Annotated in this window: 19 protein-coding genes; 6 read left to right on the top strand and 13 right to left on the bottom strand. The window is 61.0% G+C overall.

The genetic code is table 11. The features are described 5' to 3' along the window. Positions 1–289: 289 nt before the first annotated feature. Together BKG76_RS11315 and BKG76_RS25530 are read left to right on the top strand one after the other, a co-directional pair. Positions 290–1,201 (top strand): oxygenase MpaB family protein, encoded by a 912-nt coding sequence (locus BKG76_RS11315; protein ID WP_070937724.1) that lies wholly within the window; start codon positions 290–292, stop codon positions 1,199–1,201. Positions 1,202–1,233: 32 nt separating this feature from the next. After that, positions 1,234–1,707 (top strand): aldehyde dehydrogenase family protein, encoded by a 474-nt coding sequence (locus BKG76_RS25530; protein ID WP_070937725.1) that lies wholly within the window; start codon positions 1,234–1,236, stop codon positions 1,705–1,707. Here the strand turns inward: BKG76_RS25530 and BKG76_RS24410 are convergent. The 9 genes from BKG76_RS24410 to BKG76_RS11360 form a co-directional block, all read right to left on the bottom strand. Then, on the bottom strand, positions 1,616–1,981 hold the full coding sequence (locus BKG76_RS24410; protein WP_236737560.1) for a hypothetical protein: 366 nt from the start codon (positions 1,979–1,981) through the stop codon (positions 1,616–1,618). The genes BKG76_RS25530 and BKG76_RS24410 overlap by 92 nt on opposite strands. A 199-nt stretch (positions 1,982–2,180) precedes the next feature. Continuing rightward, the gene (locus tag BKG76_RS11325; protein WP_109420829.1) at positions 2,181–3,431 is read right to left on the bottom strand and encodes an MlaD family protein; all 1,251 of its coding nucleotides are present in this window, start codon (positions 3,429–3,431) and stop codon (positions 2,181–2,183) included. A gap of 68 nt (positions 3,432–3,499) precedes the next feature. Continuing rightward, positions 3,500–4,717, bottom strand: coding sequence for an MlaD family protein (locus BKG76_RS11330; protein WP_070937726.1), 1,218 nt, complete (start codon positions 4,715–4,717; stop codon positions 3,500–3,502). Beyond that, positions 4,717–5,841 carry an MlaD family protein gene (locus tag BKG76_RS11335; RefSeq protein WP_070937727.1) on the bottom strand — a complete coding sequence of 375 codons (1,125 nt, stop codon included), beginning with the start codon at positions 5,839–5,841 and terminating at the stop codon, positions 4,717–4,719. The genes BKG76_RS11330 and BKG76_RS11335 overlap by 1 nt, the downstream gene beginning before the upstream one ends. After that, complete coding sequence (locus BKG76_RS11340) at positions 5,838–6,884, bottom strand: MCE family protein (RefSeq protein ID WP_070937728.1); 1,047 nt, start codon at positions 6,882–6,884, stop codon at positions 5,838–5,840. Before BKG76_RS11340 ends, BKG76_RS11335 begins: the two co-directional genes overlap by 4 nt. After that, a complete protein-coding gene (locus BKG76_RS11345) occupies positions 6,877–7,932 on the bottom strand; it encodes an MlaD family protein (RefSeq protein WP_070937729.1) in 1,056 nt (351 codons plus the stop codon). The genes BKG76_RS11340 and BKG76_RS11345 overlap by 8 nt, the downstream gene beginning before the upstream one ends. Beyond that, positions 7,929–9,452, bottom strand: a complete 1,524-nt coding sequence (locus tag BKG76_RS11350; RefSeq protein ID WP_070937730.1) for an MlaD family protein — start codon at positions 9,450–9,452, stop codon at positions 7,929–7,931. The genes BKG76_RS11345 and BKG76_RS11350 overlap by 4 nt, the downstream gene beginning before the upstream one ends. A 3-nt stretch (positions 9,453–9,455) precedes the next feature. Then, on the bottom strand, positions 9,456–10,313 hold the full coding sequence (locus tag BKG76_RS11355; RefSeq protein WP_070937731.1) for an ABC transporter permease: 858 nt from the start codon (positions 10,311–10,313) through the stop codon (positions 9,456–9,458). A gap of 1 nt (position 10,314) precedes the next feature. Beyond that, positions 10,315–11,142 carry an MlaE family ABC transporter permease gene (locus BKG76_RS11360; RefSeq protein WP_330220040.1) on the bottom strand — a complete coding sequence of 276 codons (828 nt, stop codon included), beginning with the start codon at positions 11,140–11,142 and terminating at the stop codon, positions 10,315–10,317. A gap of 230 nt (positions 11,143–11,372) precedes the next feature. Here BKG76_RS11360 and BKG76_RS11365 point away from each other — a divergent pair, with 230 nt between their 5' ends. After that, entirely contained in the window at positions 11,373–12,032 is a 660-nt protein-coding gene (locus BKG76_RS11365) for a TetR/AcrR family transcriptional regulator (RefSeq protein WP_236737561.1), read from the top strand. Positions 12,033–12,552: 520 nt separating this feature from the next. Here the strand turns inward: BKG76_RS11365 and BKG76_RS11370 are convergent. Further along, the gene (locus BKG76_RS11370) at positions 12,553–13,695 is read right to left on the bottom strand and encodes a glycoside hydrolase 5 family protein (protein ID WP_070937734.1); all 1,143 of its coding nucleotides are present in this window, start codon (positions 13,693–13,695) and stop codon (positions 12,553–12,555) included. Positions 13,696–14,027: 332 nt separating this feature from the next. On the opposite strand from BKG76_RS11370, the gene mug reads away from it, so the two are divergent. Further along, positions 14,028–14,534 (top strand): G/U mismatch-specific DNA glycosylase, encoded by a 507-nt coding sequence (gene mug / locus BKG76_RS11375; protein ID WP_070937735.1) that lies wholly within the window; start codon positions 14,028–14,030, stop codon positions 14,532–14,534. A gap of 246 nt (positions 14,535–14,780) precedes the next feature. Here mug and BKG76_RS11380 read toward each other — a convergent pair whose 3' ends face one another. The 3 genes from BKG76_RS11380 to BKG76_RS11390 all read right to left on the bottom strand — a co-directional run bounded on the left by BKG76_RS11380 (position 14,781) and on the right by BKG76_RS11390 (position 18,066). Beyond that, a complete protein-coding gene (locus BKG76_RS11380; RefSeq protein ID WP_070937736.1) occupies positions 14,781–15,575 on the bottom strand; it encodes an alpha/beta fold hydrolase in 795 nt (264 codons plus the stop codon). 77 nt (positions 15,576–15,652) lie between these two features. Then, positions 15,653–16,465 carry a DUF1906 domain-containing protein gene (locus BKG76_RS11385; protein ID WP_070937737.1) on the bottom strand — a complete coding sequence of 271 codons (813 nt, stop codon included), beginning with the start codon at positions 16,463–16,465 and terminating at the stop codon, positions 15,653–15,655. A 128-nt stretch (positions 16,466–16,593) separates the two neighbouring features. Next, complete coding sequence (locus BKG76_RS11390) at positions 16,594–18,066, bottom strand: serine hydrolase domain-containing protein (protein ID WP_070939141.1); 1,473 nt, start codon at positions 18,064–18,066, stop codon at positions 16,594–16,596. Positions 18,067–18,317: 251 nt separating this feature from the next. Between BKG76_RS11390 and BKG76_RS11395 the strand changes: the two genes are divergently transcribed. Both BKG76_RS11395 and BKG76_RS11400 read left to right on the top strand, forming a co-directional pair. Continuing rightward, positions 18,318–18,839: a carboxymuconolactone decarboxylase family protein gene (locus BKG76_RS11395; protein WP_070937738.1), complete on the top strand. Its 522-nt coding sequence runs from the start codon at positions 18,318–18,320 to the stop codon at positions 18,837–18,839. 36 nt (positions 18,840–18,875) lie between these two features. Further along, positions 18,876–19,862: a cyclase family protein gene (locus BKG76_RS11400; protein WP_070937739.1), complete on the top strand. Its 987-nt coding sequence runs from the start codon at positions 18,876–18,878 to the stop codon at positions 19,860–19,862.

Here is a 19,862-nt window from a genome sequence, read left to right on the forward strand (position 1 = left end):
CGCGACTATGGCACACTTCACACAAGCCCCCGGATGCCGTGTAACTCACGCTCGCGGCTCCGGGGGTGCGCCAGCGGCCGGGAGGCAAAGGTGATGCGCATGGGTTGGCGACGGTGAGCACCGCGCGCGATGTGCTGTGGCCCGATGACGTCGTAGCGGGAATAACAGGGGCATCCCTAGAGGAACAACTACCACCGTCGGGCGGCCGGAGGCGTTGGATGAGGTTGACGACACGGGCCCGCATGCGGCACCCGCTCTGCACAGACTGACTGATCCGGAAAGGTACTTCATGTCAACGCAATACGTTCAGATCGACCCCGATGTGACACCGCGCCTGACCACCGCGCAGACACGCATCCAGATCACTCAGTACACGCCTCGATGGAACAAGAAGAAGAAGGTCGATCCCACAAGCGCGCTAGATTTCTGGTCGGCCGCGGGTTCGGCCGCCAACGTCGTCATGCAGATGTCATGGCCAGAAGTTGGCTACGGAGTGGCCGAAAGCCGGGTCGAGTCAGGTAGTTTGATGAAACATCCCTGGAAGAGGCTCCGCACCACCGCGCAGTACATGGCGGTCGCGGTTCTGGGCACGCAGCAGGAACGCGACGCCTACCGTGATGCTGTCAACGTAGCTCACCGTCAGGTCAGATCAACGCCAGAGAGCCCGGTTAAGTACAACGCATTCAACCGGGAACTGCAGATGTGGGTTGCGGCCTGTCTGTTCATCTTCTATGAGGACACCTATCAGCTCATCCACGGCAAGATGACCGACGAGCAAGCCGACAATTTCTACCGTAAGGCGATGCCGATCGGTACGACTTTGCAAGTGACAGAGGATCAGTGGCCAGCCACTCGGGCCGCCTTCGACATCTACTGGAACACAGCGTGCGAGCGTATCCAGCTGGACGATTTCGTCCGGGATTTTGCGATGCGGCTCATTGATTTGAAGATGATCAACTGGCCGATGCGTAAGCTCTTGGCGCCGCTGCTGAAGTTCTTGACGATCGGCTTCTTGGCTCCCATTTTCCGGGAGCAGATCGGCCTAGAGTGGACCGAGGATGATCGGCGGCGTTTCGAGCATCTGTTCTTGTTCGTTTCCTTCGTCAACCGGTTCATTCCGCGCTTTCTGCGCACTATGAACTACAGCTATCTGATGGCGGATCTGCGCTGGCGCCTGCGCACCGGGCGCCCGCTTATTTGACCCGATACACCAATCTAACTGCGGGAGTAGCCATGACGGCGGTGTCAGAACCATGCGCCGATGAACAAGTCGTTGTCCGTGACCCCCGGACCGGTAGGGTCGTCGGGCGCTATCAGGCCCAGAGCACGGCTGAGGTCGCTGACGTAGTCGCTGTCGCACGGACAGCGAGTGCCTGGTGGGGCCTGCAGTCTTTCCGGTATCGTCGCGAGGTACTTTTGACGATCAAGAAAACTATTGCCCGAGAGCTAGATTCATTTGCCGGCGCGATCTCTCAGGAGACGGGCAAGCCGGATTCCGACGCGCGGCTAGAGACGATTTTGACGGTTGAATACCTAGACTGGGCGGCTAGGAATGCTGAACGTGTACTGCGGCCCCGCAAGGCCCGCGTGGGCGTCACGGTGGCTTTGCAACAAATCAGCCGCCACCTGCACGGGATAAGTTTGGGTGGTGTGGGTGTTGGATATCGGCCGGGTTACTCGATTGGGCATCATCATCGTCTGCAATGAGGTCCATTGAAGTGGGGAATCGTTCGCTGAGGGCATCGATCAAGCGGTCGAGCGTGATCAATTCCGCTTGTTTGGCGGCGATGAGCTGTTGTAGCCGCGTGGTGTTCAATGCCCCGTTCTTGCGGCGGCGCTCTAGCGCAAGCCGAAAGCCTGTCAGCTCAAGGCTTGTGTGAGTGCGTAGTTCATCAAGCAGTGCCTGGTAGTACTGGGCTTGACGTAGGTCGCCCTGTCGACCTCGAGAGGTTATGCCAATGACATTCTCGTGCAACTTCATTCACTCCCGACCATTCACGTGTACTCGTCGCGATTGCTATGCGCGCACGTTAAATGGCCGCTGTCGCGGCAGCAAGACTATGGTTCACCGTGATGTCACTACCCGGTCACAGCGGGGGCTTGTTCTGACTAACAGAACACGCAATGCGAGCAGGACAGCCTGTTTCGCGCCACAGGAGAGTGTTTAGTGCTGCCGATGGCTAACTTGGCGGCTCCATGGGCAGTGTCGGTCCGCCGCTCGAGGTGGGAATACTGAAGTGGCCCTTAAGGGTTGGATCTGTTGTCGCACCGAGATCGGCTCCCTGTCGTGGTCCGGCCGTGTCGTCTCCGGCTGGGCGCGGGGCGTTCTTGGCGCCTCGGATCAGTACGGCGGGATCGTCGTCGCGGCAGAAGGTGTTGAGGAACGGCTCGGGGTATTCAGCCGATGATGGTGGCATGCGCGGGGTTCCGTAGTCACATGTGTAGCGGGGATAGATGTCGGCGGTGGCCCACCCGCCACCGTCATGCAGGATGGTGGTGAGCGCCTCGAGCATCGAACCGCGATAGTCAGGGAACAGCGCGTTAAGAGCCGGCACTCGCATGTATGTCAGGTGTGAGACTGTCGTGAGATTTCCCAGCAGTTGCACCATGGTGTCGGAGTTGTCGGAGAACAGCGAGTCGATCTGGTTGAACCGCTGTTGTCCGGTATCGACGAGTGTGCGGTACCCGCCTTCCATGCGGTTGACGCCGTTCAGCACCTTGTTGAGATTGCGTGAAGTAACAGCGATTCCGTTGTTGACGTCGGCGGCCGCGGTGAACACGATTCGGCTGCTACGCAGCAGGCTCACGGTCTCGGGTAGCACCGAGTCGAGGGTGGATAACAAGAAGGTGCCGCCGTCGATAATTTCGGTGAGCTTGCGGGGGCCGTCCTTGCTCAGACTGAGTTCCTTACGGATGATGTCAAGTTTGTGCGGGTCGATCTGAGCCAAGGCGCCGTCCGCGTCGGCGAGCAGCTGCGCGAGTGTGACTGGGGTGGTGGCTTTTCCGAGCTCGATCACGGCGCCGTCGGTGAGAAACGGCCCGGTGTCAGAGCGCGACGAGAAGCCGATGTACTGCTCGCCGGCCGGAGAGAGCCCTGACACCCGCACTGTGCTGGAGGTAGGAATCTTGGCAGGGGAGTTGATGCTGACGATGGCGTTAACGCTGTCTTGGGTGACATTGACCGATTCAACACGCCCCACTGGGGCGCCTTGGAACATCACGTCCTGCTGGGGGAGTAGCCCGCCGGATTCGGCCAGTTGCACGGTGACCCGGTATGTCGGTGTAAACGGGCTGATTCGCAGGCCGCCGATCAGGATGTAGGTGGAGCCCACAATGAAGGCGAAGGCCAAGGCAAGGCTGGAAAGCCACAGACGACGCCGGTGGTAGAAGCGCACGACCTGGAGCACCATGTCGGCAGCGGTTTCAGTCAGCCCGGCGATGCCGGGCTTTAATGGAAGAGAACCCGCTTCGGTGTCTTCGTATTCGGCGATGTCGGTGGTCATCGGGGAGCGCCCTGTTCGTGTGTCGGCGAGATCGATGCTGGAACTGGGCTATTCGGTATCGGAGCCGGGATGTTGGGGGGAGGCGGGGTGCCAGCGCCGCCCATGGAGCTATCTGGTCCTTGCCCGACTACGCGTTCTTGTAGCCGCCACAGTGTGTATTTCATTGAGCCGACCAGCTTGGCCCAGTCGTATCGCTTCGGGCCGTGGAAGCCGGGATCGCCCTGGAATCCGATATCGGGGAGAGAGCCGAGCGCGATTTTATCGATCTGTGCATTGAGCGGAATGGAGTCGCCCGAGGTCATCTTCACGAGGATGGGAAGTAACCGGCTCACGTCGGAAAGTTTTGTGTCGGGACTGACCACGACATCGTTGAGTGCCCCGGCAACATCGTTGAGATCCGCGACGACGCTGCGCGTTCCCTGATCGGTGCCTGCGATCGAGGGGAACTTGGCCAGCTGCCGAGACATGCCCCCGACCTGGCGTGCCAGGTCGATGATCCCGTCGGTGTTCTCTGAGACGGTCTGTGTGGCGGGGCCGGCGGCTTTCATCATGTCGGCCAGCGCTGTGCGCTTGGTTTCCAGTCGGGCGGAAAGCTGTGAAACATTGGTTATGGCGGCATCCAGTTGTGTTGAGCGCGCGTCGATCTTTCCCAGAAGCCGATTGGAATCGTTGATCAGGTTTCCGAAGGCGTGGCCTTGATCCCCGGTTGCTTTCCCGAGGCCATTGACGATGTTGGTCAGATTCCTCACGGCGCCTCCGTTGATGAGCAGGGCTGCCGAGCTCATCACCGATTCGACCGTGGAGGCGGCCGCCGTTGATTCCAGCCCGATGGTGTCCCCTTCTTGGAGCAGCGGCCCGGTTGACCGGCTATCGGGTGGCGGGGCGACGGAGACGAATACGTCGCCTAGTGGTGTGGCGGAGCGCAGTTGGGCGGTGGTCCCGGAAGGGAGCTGCACCCCGTCCATGATGCGCAGCGTAATGACAGCGACGTAGTTTCGGGTAACCATCGACTCGACGCGGCCGACATCGGCGCCGGCCAGTTTCACTTTGGCCTTGTCGGGAAGATTGAGAGCGTTGGTGAACAGGGCGGTCAGCGTGTATCCGCCGCTGCCGGCGCGTGGCGCGGGCAGCGGGAGGCTGGACAGTCCGTTGGTGGCGCATCCGGACAGGAGAGCGCCGGTGAGGAGCACGCTCAGGGCCGCAGTTCTTTTCATTACTTCTGTCCCATCGCGGCGAGGCCGTCGAGCATGTAGGTCAACCCGAAATCGGGCCCGTAGTCCTGCAGAGTTCCGGTGCTGCAGCCGAGCTGACGCAGCCCCATAAGATTGCAGATCTCCTTGCCGAATTGACTATCGAAGATGATCTTGTCGACCAGGATGTGCGCCCTGATGCTGCCGTTGTTCTGGTCGATCGCGTTGTAGAGGTTGTCGGACATCAGCGGTAGCACGTCGAAAAGCTCTGATGCTTCGCGCTGATAGTCGGTGAGGGACTGCAGTGCACTGTTTCCGTGCTGAATGCTCTGCTTGAAGTTGTCGCGGTTCTTTTCCACGATCGTTCCAGCCTTCTCGATGATGGTGTTGAGGGTGTGCCCGGTCGAGCCGGAACCCAAGTTCTCATCAGCGACGATCTGACTGAGTTGCCGGACGCTGGAACCAAAGTCGCGTAGTGTCTGGTCGTTTTTAGCGGCGGCCTCGAACAGGGAGCTGGTGTTGGTGATGATGGTGGTCAGCTGTTCGCGGGTGAGTGCACCGCCGTCGGCGGAACTGATGCGCAGTGCTTTCGAGAGCGCATCGGCTGCTGATTTCATCTGCTCACCGTTGCCGTCGGCTATGGCGGCGCTGTTGTTCACCAGGTCCGCGACGGGGCCCTGGCCCTTGCCGTTTCCGCGCAGTGACCCGGAAAGTTTGTCCAGAATACCGAGCACACGGTCGAATTCGATCGGTGATCGAGTATTCGATAACCCGATGGTGTCGTGTTCGTTCAAGGTGGGTCCGCCGCGGTAGGGAGGCGTGAGTTCTATGTGTCTGTCGGTAAGGATGGAAGTCGACACGGTGACAGCTTGTGCATTGACGGGAATCTTGACGCTCTTGTCGATCGCCAGTTCTACTTCGGCGTAGCTGCCCTTGAGGTTTATGGCGGCCACTCGGCCCACGGGCATGCCAAGTACGGATACGGGGTTGTTGACGTATAGCCCTGAGACGCTTTCGAACTGTGCGGTCACCGTGATGGTGTTGATGTATGGCCTGATGTAACGCCAGCCGATGACGCCGATAGCGGCGGCTACAGTAAGCCCAGTCACGAGGACTGCGATGATTGCCGATCGAGGAATTCTTCTCATTTGCAGTCCTTGTAGTACTCGAGCAGCCCGAATTGCTTTGCACGGCCACTGATTGCGCACATCCATGAGTCGACCAGTAGCCCGTTGGTGACTTGGGCCTCCCAGGCGTTGCCGTATCCGAAGGCGTTGGTGACGTTGCGCGCTGTGACCGGTGCGGTCTGCAGGATGCTGCGCACCAGGTCGTCGTGGTCGGATAGCAGGCCGAGTAGGTGGTTCAGATCCCGGATCAGGTCGTTGATGCTGGCCTGATCGTTTACTACGACCTTGCTAAGGAAATCGACCAGCTTTGTGGTTGATTGGGTCAGTGCGTGAAAGGCGGTGCGTCGTGCGACGAATTCGCTCAACAGATCTTGGCCTTGCCGGATAAGGGTTCCCACGCCCGACTGCTGGCGCCGCAAGGTGCTGCTGACGGTGTCGATATTGGCCAGGAGAGAACCGATTTGGGTTCTTCGGTTGGCGACAATAGTGGAGAGACGATGCAGGTCGTCCATGGCCTGGGGGATGACTGGAGGTAGGCCCTCAAGTTGCTTGCCCAATGTGCCGAGCGAGGCGGCGATCTGGTCGGTATCGGTCTCGCCGAATGTGGTGGTGACATCGGCCAAGGTGTCCTGCAGGTCGTAGGGGACTTCGGTATGGGCCAGATCGATGACTCCGCCTGCCAATTTTCCTGTGGAGCCTGGCCGCAGCTCGAGGTAGCGCGAGCCCAAGATGGTGGTGACCTTCATGATCGCTCTGGTGTCTGCACCCAGTGCAACGTCGTCACGCACGCGCAGCCCGGTCTCCACGTAGTCACCGGCGAGCCGCATGCTGGTGACCTCGCCGACCGGGATGCCCGCGACAGTGACGATATTGCCGGTATGCAGGGCGGCGGCTTGCGCGAATTGTGCGGTGTAGTGGCGGTATCCGATGCCTGCGAGCTTGACCAGCACAAGTCCGCCGATTAGCGCGGCAACTAGGCCGATTGCGATGAGTCCGATCCAGGTCTTGTTGTATGAGTCGATAGGACGCCGGGTAATCCTCTGCCACCGAGGCTTCTTAACCATTGGCCATGCTCCTGCATTTGGATGTGTGCTGGGCCTTGTTCCCCGGTGTGGCGGCATCCACGATGGTCGGGATCACGACGTTCAGCCCGGGAAAGAAGCCGAGGGCGTTGAGGTCGCACGCGTAAATGTTGACGTACGAGCCGCTTTGGGTCACTCGTGCAACTCCCTTGAGGAGCGTTGGGAGATTGCTCCCGAGGAATGCTGTTTGGTTTTCGATGCCTACCATGTGCCTGGCTACGCCGGGCTGGCGGTTGATGAGATCTTGGAGCGGGGGGTCAATTGTCTCGCTGATCGTCGAAAGTCGTTGGGCAACATGCCTGAACGCGCCCAGCGAGTCCACCAACTCGGGTCGCTTGTCGTTGAAGGAGGACATCATCTGGCGGGTCTGGGTCAGGATCTGATCCAGGCTGGCGTCTTGCTCGGAAAGGATGCCGGATACCGCGTCGAGGTTGGTGACAACCTGGTCTAAAGACTCGTCCTTCCCGGCGATAATTTTTGTGAGGCTGGTGGTTTGGTTCACCAATGTGGGTATCGCCGCTTGGTTTCCCTGCAGGGAGGCGACGACTCCGTTGGTGAGGTTGTCGAGTTGTTTGGGATCCAGCGTGCTGAATAGCGGGGCATACCCGTGTAGGAGTCTGCCGACGTCGAACGAGGGTTCGGTGCGTTCCAGCGGGATGGTGCTGTCGGCGGGTAACGGATCGATACTGCCCTTGTTGCCGATGGACAGACCGAGGTAGCGCTGCCCGATGATGTTCTGGTAGGTCACCGAGGCGACGGTGTTTCCGAAGACGTGTTGGTCGTTCTGGACGACAAAGGAAACCTTTGCGATATCGCCCACGAGTTCTACCTGTTCGATACGGCCCACTCGAACTCCGGCGATGCGGACGTCGTCGCCCTCACGTAAACCGAATACGTCGGAGACCATAGCGTGGTACGGCGTCGTGGACCCGGAGACGTCACGACGCAGGGTGACATAGACCAGCCAGGTCAGACCGAGGCATATGGTCGTAAAGAGAGCGAGGCCAATAAACGCTCCGCGTATCTTCATGGCCGGTTCCTCTCTGGTTGAGCCAGGGATACCGTGGTTCCTCGTGCGACGGGCCCGAGTAGTAGTTGCGTTGCGGCGCTGGCTGGTTCGCCAGTGAGTAGGCTGAGCTGCGCGCGCTCCTCAGCCCCGCCTACCGGGCCCACATTTCCGCCGTAGGAAGCAGGGGCAGCGCCGGGGACTGACGGGTCCGGCGAAGGCAGGGGCGGTGGCGCGTCGGCCGGGTCCGCGGTTCCGGGTACGCGCGGCGCTGGCCCGGTCCACCACGGCAGCGGCGGATTGGGATCGACCAGACTGGGGTTGCGATTGATCAATGGCGGCCCCACCGCGACGAGGTTCCCATTAGGTCCGAGTACCGTCCCTGGCGGGGGCGCTAGATCTTTAGGCGGCTGATAGTTCTGCGGGAGAAGAACTTCCGGTAGATCAGGGCGTACCGCGATTTCGGGTGCGGTGAAGCAACTAGGGCCCTTCAACTCACCATACTGGGGGCAATCCGCACGTGTGTAGGTGTACGTCGGGGTGAAGGACAGGATCCCGCGCAGGGTCGCAGTGTCAGTCTCCGGGTTCCAGGCTTCCTCGATGAACTTGTTGGCAAACGTCTTCGTTCGGATCGCGATCGGGACGAAGTGTTTTCTGTTCTTTGCGATGACACCAAGGGCGGGGCCGAGCTCTGCGGAAATCTGGATGAGCTGGTCGACGTGGTTGTCGATGGCTTCACGTGCGGTGCCGAACGTGTGGATAGCTCCGGTGACCATCGAGGCGAGCTGGGCACGTTTTTCGGCGAATGTCTGCATCGGCTTGACCGCCTGATGCAGCGCGTCAACCAGGTCGGGGGCTGTTTGTTGTAGCCCGGCCGCCGCGTCGACCAGAGCCGAGACAGTTGACGGACCGGGATCGGTGGTCACGATGCTGTCAAGTTGGGCGATGAGCCGGTTCAATTGGGCGCCACCGGTGAGAAGTTTGACCCGGCGGTTATCTGTGGCAGCACCGATGGCAGCCAGTATGCCGATGCTGTTGTCGTTGCGGTCCCGGCCGGTCGCGGCCAGCACGTCACGCAGTTTGCTGATAGTTGTTTGGAACAGCACTGTCGGCAGCGTGGTGTCTTGCTGGATGCGTGCGCCGGAACGGATCCCGGAGGCATTCCCGTTCTGCACCAGTTGCACCGAGGAGACCGCGAATACATTGCTGGGTACCACTCGTGCAGTAACGGTCGAGGGAATGTTCTTGGCGTACAGAGCTTTTATCCGGATCCGGACGTAGTTTGGTTTGCCGTCAACAGCCGGGGTGACGTCGTTGACGGCGCCGACCAGCACACCGCGGTACTTGACATCGGACTTCTTGGGTAGACCGTCGCCGACATTGTTGAGTTCGGCGACCACGTTGACATAGTCGTCAAGGCGACCGGTTGATTTCATGAGCAGCAGCGCCACAGCCACTGTCATTGCGAGAATGACGACTGCGCCACGACGTAACAGTTGCGCCGGGTTCGGGCCTCGGCCCTCGAACTCGAATGGGTTGCGCACGGTTCAGCCCCCGAACCTGGCGCCGGCATCGACGCCCCACAAGGCCATGGTGAGCAGCATGTTGACGATGACGACGGCCGTAATGGTGGACCGAATTGCGTGGCCTGCAGCGACTCCCACACCTTCAGGTCCTCCGCTGGCGTAGAAACCGTAGTAGCACTGGACTGTTGAGGCGATCCAGCCGAAGATGATGCACTTGATCACCGAATAGATGACGTCCTGGACGCTGAGCATCATGGTGAAGTAGTGCAAGTAGGAGCCGGTGGAGGTGTTGCCTAGGAACATCACCATGAGCTGGCACGACAGATAGCTGGTGGCTAGGCAGACCACGTAGAGCGGGAGTATGGCCACCACCGATGCCATCAAGCGGGTGGTGACCAGATAGGGGATGGGCCGGATCGCGAGAGCGCTCAGTGCGTCGATCTCCTCAGCGATGCGCATGGAACCTAGTTGTGCGGTGAAGCGGCACCCGGCCTGTACTGCGAACGCGAGCGAGGCCATTAAGGGCGCCAGCTCGCGGGTATTGACTAGCGAAGAGATGAAACCCGTTGCGGGACCCAGGCCCAGCAGGTCCAGGAAGGCATATCCCTCGATAGCGATCAGTGCACCCGCCAGTACACCCAATCCGACCGCGACACCGGCGGTGCCGCCGCCGACGACGATTGACCCGTTGCCCCAGGAGATATCCGAGAGCAGGCGCGCGAACTCCTTGCGATAGTGCCGCAAGGCAAAGGGGATGCCGGCGAGTGCCTCGCCGAAGAAGGTGAGCATGTGCCCGAGTTGCATGACCGGTGTCGAGCCGGTATCTCGCATGCGGATTAGGGGGCGCAGCGGCTTGGGAAGGTGAGATGACACTGTCATGTCAGAGACCTGTCCGGGGAACCAGCATGACGTACATCTGACTGATGGCGACGTTCACTGTCATGAGAATCAGAATCGATTCGACGACAGCGGCATTCACGGAGTTGGCCACCCCGGTGGGGCCGCCTTGAGTGGACAGTCCTTTCTGGCAGGCGATGACTGCGACCAGTGCGCCGAAGATGACTGCTTTGAGTAGGGCGATCATCATGTCGCCTGTGGTGGCGAAGGAGGCGAAGGTCGCCACGAAACTTCCTGGAGCACCGTCCAAAGCGAAAACGTTGAATAGGTAGGCCGCCAGAAATCCCACGAAGGAGGTTCCGCCGGTGAGCAGCAGTGCTACCAGGATGGCGGCTGCGAACCGAGGGACTACCAGACGGCGGATGACAGAAACTCCCATGACCTCCATGGCATCGGTTTCCTCGCGCATGGTGCGAGAACCCAAGTCGGCGGTGATCGCCGAACCGACGGCTGTGGCCATCAACATTGCGGCGACCAGCGGAGCCGCCTGGCGGATGACAGCCAGGCCGCTCGCGGCACCGGCCAGCGACGTCGCGCCGACTTGTGCTGCTAGCAGCGCGAATTGGATTGAGAGCGTCACTCCGAGGGGGAGCGCGATCAGGACTGTGGGCAGTACTGCCGTCGAGGCCATGAATGCTCCCTGGCGGATAAACTCACGCCACTGGAACCGACCAGAGATCAAGTCGATGAAGAAGTACTGCATCGTGTGCACGGCCAGCACGAACTGTTCCCCGACGGTGGTGACCGCAGCCAGGGGATGCCGCGTGATGTAGCCGACACCCCAGTTCTCGATCACTGAGACACTGCTCACAGGCGCGGCCTGCCCACTATCCACGGCAAACGGGTGTTTGCTACTTCTCACAGAACGTTCCCCGACCTTCTACTCGCGTGAAGGCGGCATCAGTGCCGAAGGCGCTGTTAAGGCCTCACGTCGTGCATAATCTAAGCATTGACATCATGTGAGGTCAATAGTCTGGAGGGAAACCCTGTTGGTAGCTCAGAGACTGGGCGTACGGTAGCGATGTGGCTACACACGCGGAAGTGAGCGAGCCCGAGCGGCGGGTTGGTGGGCCGCGCACCTGGGCTGGCGACACCCCCGATGAGCGGCGCGCGGCCCGGCGCGAGGCGTTGCTGATGGCAGGTATTGCACTGTTGGGGCACCCAAATGGCCCCTCAGTGACAACCCGTGCGGTGTGTCGGGAATCTAAGCTCACGCAGCGCTACTTCTACGAAAGTTTCCAGGACTATGACTCGTTCGTGGAGGCTTCCTATCGACGGGCGTGGGAGATTGTGCGTAGCAGTGCAGTTCGCAACGTGGCTGAGCTGACAGACAAGAAGCAAATCATCAAAGCGGCCGTCAGGAGCTGGACCAAAGTTATCGCGAACCAACCTGACGTCGTCCGCACGATCCTGCAGGCGCCAGACACCGAGTCCGTCCTCAAGGAACCTGCGCTGCGTCAGCGAGCCGATGCCGAGCTGCTCGCGTTGCGTGTGCTGGATGACGTTGAGGACCCACTGGCTAGGACAATGATCGTGCGCTCGGTGTGGGGCTCACTGCGCACGTTGTTCATGAGCTACATGAATGACGAAATGGACTGTAGTCTTTTAGATTTCGAGAGCCGCTGCGAGACCATCCTTGTGCGGCTACTCATCCCAAGTGAATGCGGTAACGACGGGAGCGGCCCGCGAGGCAGACTCTGAAGCTCGTGGACGACTCCATCATCGCTGAGCTGCCCCGGAGACATTGATCGCGAAATAATGCGTCGCTGGAGCACACAGAGACCGTTGCCGAATGATTCCAGAGGCCAGGCCGCGGGTGCGGATTGTGGAGCCAGTGCCGCCTGGTCCGACACAACGAGGCGCTGGACAATCCTTGGCGGCAGGCGCGCTTTGCATTCGGCAGGGAAGGTGAAATTCAAGAGCCACGCAGGTGCCGGCGCGGAGCCATTGCCAGCAGTCTGCGGGCTGCGAGCATCACAGGCAGACCGGTCCTCTTCGTCGCTATTACTTAGGCGGCGCTACTGAAGAAATGACTCGAACTTGAGACGAAACCCAATGACCGGATGTGAGACAAACTGCATCACCGCAGTTCGGAACATTGCAGCATGACGCGGAATTTGAGAATCTACATCGGCTGTCGAGATGCAGCGAAGATTAGCAACGGGATGGGGATTGTTTAACAGGCTGGAACACTTCGTGAACAAGGTTGGTCGACATGCTTTTAGACGCGCGTAGTCAGCTTCCGCAGCGTCTGATACTCAGCGTCGCGATACGGCCGCCCGTCTGGCTGTAGTAGATCGCTGAACCACACGTTCGGGGCCTTGGTGTAGGGCCTGTCCCAGGAATCCCACGGAAAGTAGGTCTGGGTCTTACCGGCCACCAGCCCCCAGCTGTACGCACCAACGTTGTGCCGCTTGGCAACTGGGAGCACGCCCTCGATTGTGCTGCCCTGGTCGCGGGCCAAATATTCGGTGCACAGGATCGGTCGGCCTAGCGGTGCGAGCTCGTTGATGCGGGCCTCGAATTCGGTCGGGCCCGCATACGAGTGGAACGAGATGATGTCGGAGTTGTCGAGTTGGAAACCGGCCATCTCACTGCGGCTTCCGCGATCCCAGCTGCCCTGCCACACGCCACTGGTCAACGGCTGCACGGGATTGACTGAACGTGCCCAGTTGAATACCTGCGGCAGCAGCCCACTGACGGCGTCGATCTTGTCGTTGCGCTCTACCTTGCGGTACTGCTTGGCCGGGTTGTCCGGCTCATTCCACAGGTCCCAGCCCAGGACTCGGTTGTCATTGCGGAACTGGCTCATCACGCCCACCACGTAATCGCTCAGCACCCCGCGATAGCGCGGGTCGTCGATGCGGTGCGCCCCCGGGCTTTGTACCCAGCCCGAGTTGTGCACGCCGGGCGTCGGCGCCCGCTGAGCTCCTAGCTGAGGATTTGGATCCCAGCACGAGTCGAAGAAGACGAACAGCGGCTTGATGCCCTGGCGCGCGGCGATCCCGACGAATTGCGACAGCCGATCTTGGAATCCGGCCCGGTCGTGGGCCCATAGCAGATCGTGCAAGAACACCCGTACGGTGTTGAACCCCAACAACCGGCACGCCCCCAACTCGCTATCGATACGCCGCGCGTCGTAGGTGCCCGGCGCGAACATCTCGAGCTGGTTGATTGCGTTCGAGGTGATGAAGTTGGTGCCGACCAACCAACCCTGCGCCTGGTACCACGCATTGGCGCGTTCAACAGGCCATTGTCCTGACGCGGCAGTCGCCCGCGGGATCACCGAAAGAGGAGCCAGTACCTGAGGGAGAGTCGCCGCTGCCAATACCAGCGGAATCTTGAGGGCCGTTCGACGGTGCACTTAGTGACCATAAGGGCGCCCAGCAAGTACTCAGGGCTCCACGTGTCGCAATGCAACCACTGAGGTTTCATATCGTTATCAACCTGAAGGGCCCGGGTCTGGTGGTCTACGCCGTGGATTAGCGGGTTCTTTGGCCACCATCTGTAGTGGACGAGACGCGTCGTGCGCTCAAGTCAAAACAGAGCGGGTCAAAGCCGCTACGAATCATCGAGGACTTTTACAACCAGGGACGAAGGTTGTCCTTGATGTAGAGGCCCCGGCTTGCACTTGCATCAACGCATCAAGCACATCAGCCAGGCGCGACTGCCAGGTCGCAATGAGAACCTACTGTTGTGGGCCAGTACTCTCCCGACATTCTCGCTCCTGGGCTCGATGTCGTTTTCTGTGGGATCAACCCTGCCTCTACCGCGGTGGCCGACGGACATAACTTCTCGAACCGGAGTAATCGTTTCTGGGAAGTGCTCTACCGGGCCGGGTTCACCGACATTCGGCTACGCCCGGAGGACGAGCGTCAACTACTGACGTATAGGTGTGGCATCACTGCTGCGGTGAGTCGTGCAACGCCGCGGGCGGACGACATCGGAGTTAGCGAATTCCGTGCCGCTCGGCCAGATTTCGAGAACAAGATCCGCCGCTTGAGGCCTCGTGCATTGGCCTTTCTCGGAAAGCGAGCGGTGGTGGGCATGCTCGAAGATCCACATATCGCGTTCGGACTACAGCCGTTCAGCTTCGCGGGCGTGACGACATGGGTGCTACCTAATCCAAGCGGGCTCAATAGGCGGTTCACGCTCGACGCACTTGTCGACGCATATGCCGAACTCCGTATGTCCCTGAGCTAGCGCCTGCCCGGTCTCTTCGGATTGTCAGCCTCCCCGGGATGATCCCTGGCGGCAAACCCCAACGATCCGGCGCTCACACGAATCATCAATTCGCTCATGCCAATATCGGTGTTCCAACGTCAGTGGCAGCAGCCCATACCGATCGACCCCGACACGCGGGCATGGGTCATCAACGACTCTGGTGGAACGGTCCAGATTCTGGATATGCGCACGTGGCACAACCCGCAGTCCAGCGGATCGTTGCTGCTAGGTGTGGGTTCCCGCTAGCCATGTTGTAACGTGCTGTGCCACACGGGGATCAAACGCGATACTGATCGATTGCCGTTCACCCTCAATGGGCTCGAATGCGGTGGGGCCACCGAGGTTGCGAGCGACAGTTTCGCCCAGCTCCCGGGGCGCAAAGAAGTCCGTGGTGCCGTGCAGAATCAACGCGGGGCACTCAATCTTGCCCAGTAGGTCGACGAAGTCGGTTCGATTCGCCAATGCGTTGGATGACTCGCGGTAATCGGTCCACGCAGAACGCTGCCACCGCCCGAATAAGGCTTCGGCGTCTTCGGGTGTGCCTGTGGCGAACTCGGCCACCAGACGGTAGACAGTCGGGTCAGGTCCTTGAGTGCACCAGATCTCCATTGCCGCGTGCAACGCGCCGTTCTCGGCGGCATCGGGTGCTGCGGCGGTCGTCCCGATCAACACCAGCCGTTCGACTCTGTCGGGTGCGGCCAACGCGGTGCGAAGTGCCAGTACGGCACCCTGTCCTTCACCGAGGAAGGTGAATGACTGCACTCCAAGGTGATGCATCAAGCCCAGCGCATCGGCGGCCATGTCTTCGATCATGTAAGGCGTCTTGTCGTAGACGGTTTGGCCGTGGCCGCGCAGATCGAAGGCCACCACCCGGTACCCGGCGGCTGCGATGGATGCGGTCAGGGGCTCGAGTGACACCGTGTCCATCGGTGTTGCGTGGGTTCCCAGCACTACGGGAAGGTCCTGCTCGCCGGTATCGGTGTAGAAGATGCGCTGACCATCGAGCTCGATGGCGGGCATGCCACGAGCCTACGACAAACGCATCGGGTGGCCTTCGGCTCGGCGCTCCGTGCCCGTCAGGTCAGTGGTCTACGACGTCACTGATGAAAGTTCCACTGGCCGACATCCTGGGCCAGGGCGTCGCTGACGTCGACTTCGAGGCCGCCGACAACCGGGCCTGGGTTGGACGCGGTGCTCACAATGCGTTGGTAGAGAACCGCGCCGGGGAAGACCTGACCGCGAGACCAGGACCTTGTCTGCCAGGCCCACACGTGGCCAGGTGAGCGCGAGTTGCCGATCACGCCATCGGCGGCGGCCCATTGGCACGGATTGACGCCGCCGTAGATGCCGGTGCGCTGCACCCCCAGCACCGAATTGATACCCCGGAACCACTGCAGGGCAACAGCATTCCAGGTGCCGCGGTTGATGTCGTCGTCGACGGAGAAGAAGACCGGCGCACTCTGGCCGCCGCCGGCCGCGGTATGCAGCTGCCACGCGGTGCGGGCGTCTTCGACACCGCCGTCAAAGCCGCGCGTGAAGTCTGAAGGTGCTGTCCCGCCGGGCTTTCCGTATTGGAAGTTGCTGACGATCACCAGCCCGGCCGCGGTGAGCGCCTGGGCGTAGGGCCGGGTGATCGGCTTGGCGCCCATCGATGAGCCGGGACGTGATGTCGAGACGTAGTTGATCACTCCCGCGTGCCCGGCAGCCTTGATCTGGTCTGCCGGAATCTGGCGCATGGCGAAGTCGATCAATGTGGGCGCGGCAGCCGATGCCGTGGGTATGCCGGCACCAAGAGATGCCGCCCCCAGCCCGGCCAGTGCCGACACGGCTGTGGCGTAGCGCAGTGCGTCACGTCGGGTTACCGGACGTGAGGAGCGCTGAGAGTCGTTGGTCCCCGACGAGTCTTGCATCGCTGCAAGTTAACAATGTGACTGCTGTGAAAGATGTAGCCCCGCCGGGACGCCCGATAACGTTCTTGTATCAAGGCGAAGGATTTCGTGATCGATACGGGCGCAGTCGTTCTCGACGGTTGGTCCGACTAGTTGCTGTAGAGATGTAGAGCGTGCGCAGCTGTTGTGGCGATATCGCCGCTCAGCCTCACAATAGGTGGACCGCCGCGCTGATGGATGACGTTCGCCAGGACGATGACATACATATCGGAACCAGGATCCATCCACACTGACACGCCGGTGAAGCCCGAGTGGCCGAAGCTGCCGATGGGAAAGAGCATTCCGCGCGGTTTGGACAGCTCCGTATCGATATCCCAGCCGAGGCCGCGTAGATTCTGCCCCGCGATAGCCGGATAGTTCGGCGCGAGCAGGGGATCTGTTGGGTTGGGCGTCTTTTCGATGGCGTGGTGGGTCGCGTTGTTGGCGGCCTCAACTTGCGCGGCGGTATGCCCGGGCTGCTGCGGAGTCGTCATCAATTGCAGCGTCGATTGCTTCAGCGGGAACAGGCTCGGGCGCCCGGCGAGACGATCGAGAAGCGCTTGGCAATATCTGCCGACATCATCGGCGGTCGCGAAGACGCCGGCGCTGCCGGCCACCCCGCCCATCCGGCGTGCGGTGGGGTCGTGCACGGTGCCGCGAATCAGATGGTCGTAGTTGGGGTTGATGTCGGGGGTGTCTTCGTCATGAGCAGTCGGCGCGATGCGTGTCAACAGATCGGTGTTCCAGGTGCCCGACGGGCACGGCGTGGCAGCATGCGCATTCTCATCGAAAGCAATTGCTGTACCGATGATTTGGTACCGGCCGCACGCCCGAGTAGCCGGCAGGTAGCGTGTGTCGGCCATGCCTAGTGGCGCAAAGACGTTGTCCTGCACGTAAATATCCAGCGGCACGTCGGTGATCTTTTCGATCAGTGCGCCGAGGATGATGAAATTGATATCGGAGTAGTGGAACGTCTGGCCGGGGTCGAATGCCAACGGTGCGGTAAGTGCGCGGTGTATGCCGTCGGCCTTGTCCGCCTGCGTCAGCCCCCACGGGCCCTGATGACTCAGGTCGCCTCCGATGCCCGAGGTGTGCGTGAGCAGCATGCGAAGCGTCACCCGCGCGCGCCGCGGATCGTCGGCGGGGTTGAAATCCGGCAGGTAGGTCTGCACGGGTTCGTCGAGGTGAACCAGGCCCTTCTCGTACAGCTGCAGGAAGGCCACGCTCGTCGCAAGGGGTTTGGTCAACGAGGCGATATCGAAAATCGTGTCTTCGGTCATCGGTTCGGCGGGTGCGGGCGACCCGTCCAGGCCCGGTTCATCGGGGAGCTTGCGCCATCCGAACGCCTGTCGGAAGACGATCTTGCCGCCGTGTCCGATGTGAACCACCGCACCGGGCAGTCGCGGTGCGGCGACCGCGTCGTTCACCAGCCGGGTGACGGGTGCAAATGGACCGGTGGGAACCACGCTCGGTGCGGTGATCGGAGGCACTGAATGTCCGCACGAGGACACCCCCGCGAGGGCAAGTAGGACTGCTACGACGGCACCGGCCCGGGTGACGCGCGATCCCGATACCTTCACCAGGTCGACGGTAGTTGAGGACGTGATGGATCGAGGGCCACGGTTGCCTCTTTCGATGAATGCGGCGAATAGACGCCGACTACGCCGCGGCTCACCAGCGCCGACTAACGCGGCGTTATTGCAATAATAGCCGTCGGTCGCTACCCTGACATAAAAGCAGTGATCTTGCATTAAGCAGGACGTTGGGCAGCGCCGCCCAACCGTCGATCACTCGCTGCCACGCCCTGACAACGCACCGCGGAAAGAAGGCCACAATGCCTGTCGCACCTGAACTGGATGTGCTGACTCCAGCGCAGAAGGCGATTTACGAACGCTTTCCCACCAACATCACGCGCTATCTCGTGCTCGCCGAAGCCTCCGCGGAGCCGTACCTGGACCTCGGGAAGTCCTTCAGGTATTCGACCCTTGCGCCACAAGACCGCGAGACCGTTATCCTGCGAGTCGGCGGCCTCCTCGATAATCCTTATGAAGCGATGCAGCACAAGGGCATCGCGCTATCCCTCGGCCTCGAGGCGACCGTCGTGGAAAAACTACTCACCAAGGCCACCGATTTTGACAGCCCCAAAATCGCCCGGCTCGTGGCGTACGTCGATGCGGCGGTGCACAATTCCGTGGTACCGGAGATAGTTGAGGTGCTCGCCTCCGACTTCAGTGATCGGCAGATCGCCGAGATCGCACTTCTCACAGGTCATTACGTAATGACATCTATCTTCCTGAAATCGCTCGACGTGCCCCTGGACGCTCAACCTGCCGCGTGGGGCGACGTACCGCGATAAGTCAGCAGCCGACATCCCTACGCATGCGAGGAACTCATGACCGAAACCGACAACCAAAATCCGACAGATCAGGACGAGACGACGATCCGGCGCTACATCGCTGAATGCTCCAACTGGGGCAGGTGGGGCGACGATGACCAGATAGGGACCTGGAATCTCGTGGGCCCCGAACAGCTCACCCACGCTGCCTCGCTGGTGAGGCAGGGTAAGGCGATTCCGCTCTCGATGCCCTACGACCAGAGTGGCCCGCAGACGGGACAGTATGGCCGCTTCAACCCAATTCTGTACTCGTCGCTGACGGGGACTGACGTCGCCACCGGTCAGCAAGACCTTGTCGCCCTGGGGCTTTCGCCGCGTCCCGGTGTCGGATTTTCCGACCACGTCGTGATCATGCCGACACAGGCCGGCACGCAGTGGGACTGCCTGAACCATGTCTTTTGGGAAGGGAGGATGTACAACAACCGTCCCGCGTCCGATATCTCCGCCACCGGTTCTGCGCATAACGCCGTCGAACATGTCGCAGACAAGGGTATCGCGCGAGGTGTGTTGGCCGATATCGCCCGCTACAAAGGTGTTGACTCGCTCGATCCCGGGTATGCGATTACCAGCGAGGACATCGAAGGCGCGCTGGACAGCAAGGGGATCCAGGTGCTCCCCGGTGATGCCCTTCTCGTGCGCACAGGCTTCTTGCAGGCGCGTCGCGGCAACTGGGGCGATTACGCGGGTGGTGCCGCGCCGGGAGTCTCGCTGCATGCGGCGCCGTGGATCCATCGAAAGGACATCGCCGCGCTGGTGGTCGATACGTGGGGTGTTGAGGTGCGCCCCAATGAAATCGGTTACTACCAGCCCCTGCATGTGGTGCTTCTGGTGCACGGCGGGTTGGCCCTCGGCGAGATGTTCGACCTCGAGGCTCTCGCCGACGATTGCGCGCGAGATGGCGTGTACGAATTCATGCTGGTTGCCCCGCACCTCCCGATCACGGGTGCATCCGGCACCCCGGTTGGTGCGCTCGCGCTGAAATAG

It is taken from the genome of Mycobacteroides franklinii (assembly GCF_001853795.1).
GTDB classification, from domain to species: domain Bacteria; phylum Actinomycetota; class Actinomycetes; order Mycobacteriales; family Mycobacteriaceae; genus Mycobacterium; species Mycobacterium franklinii.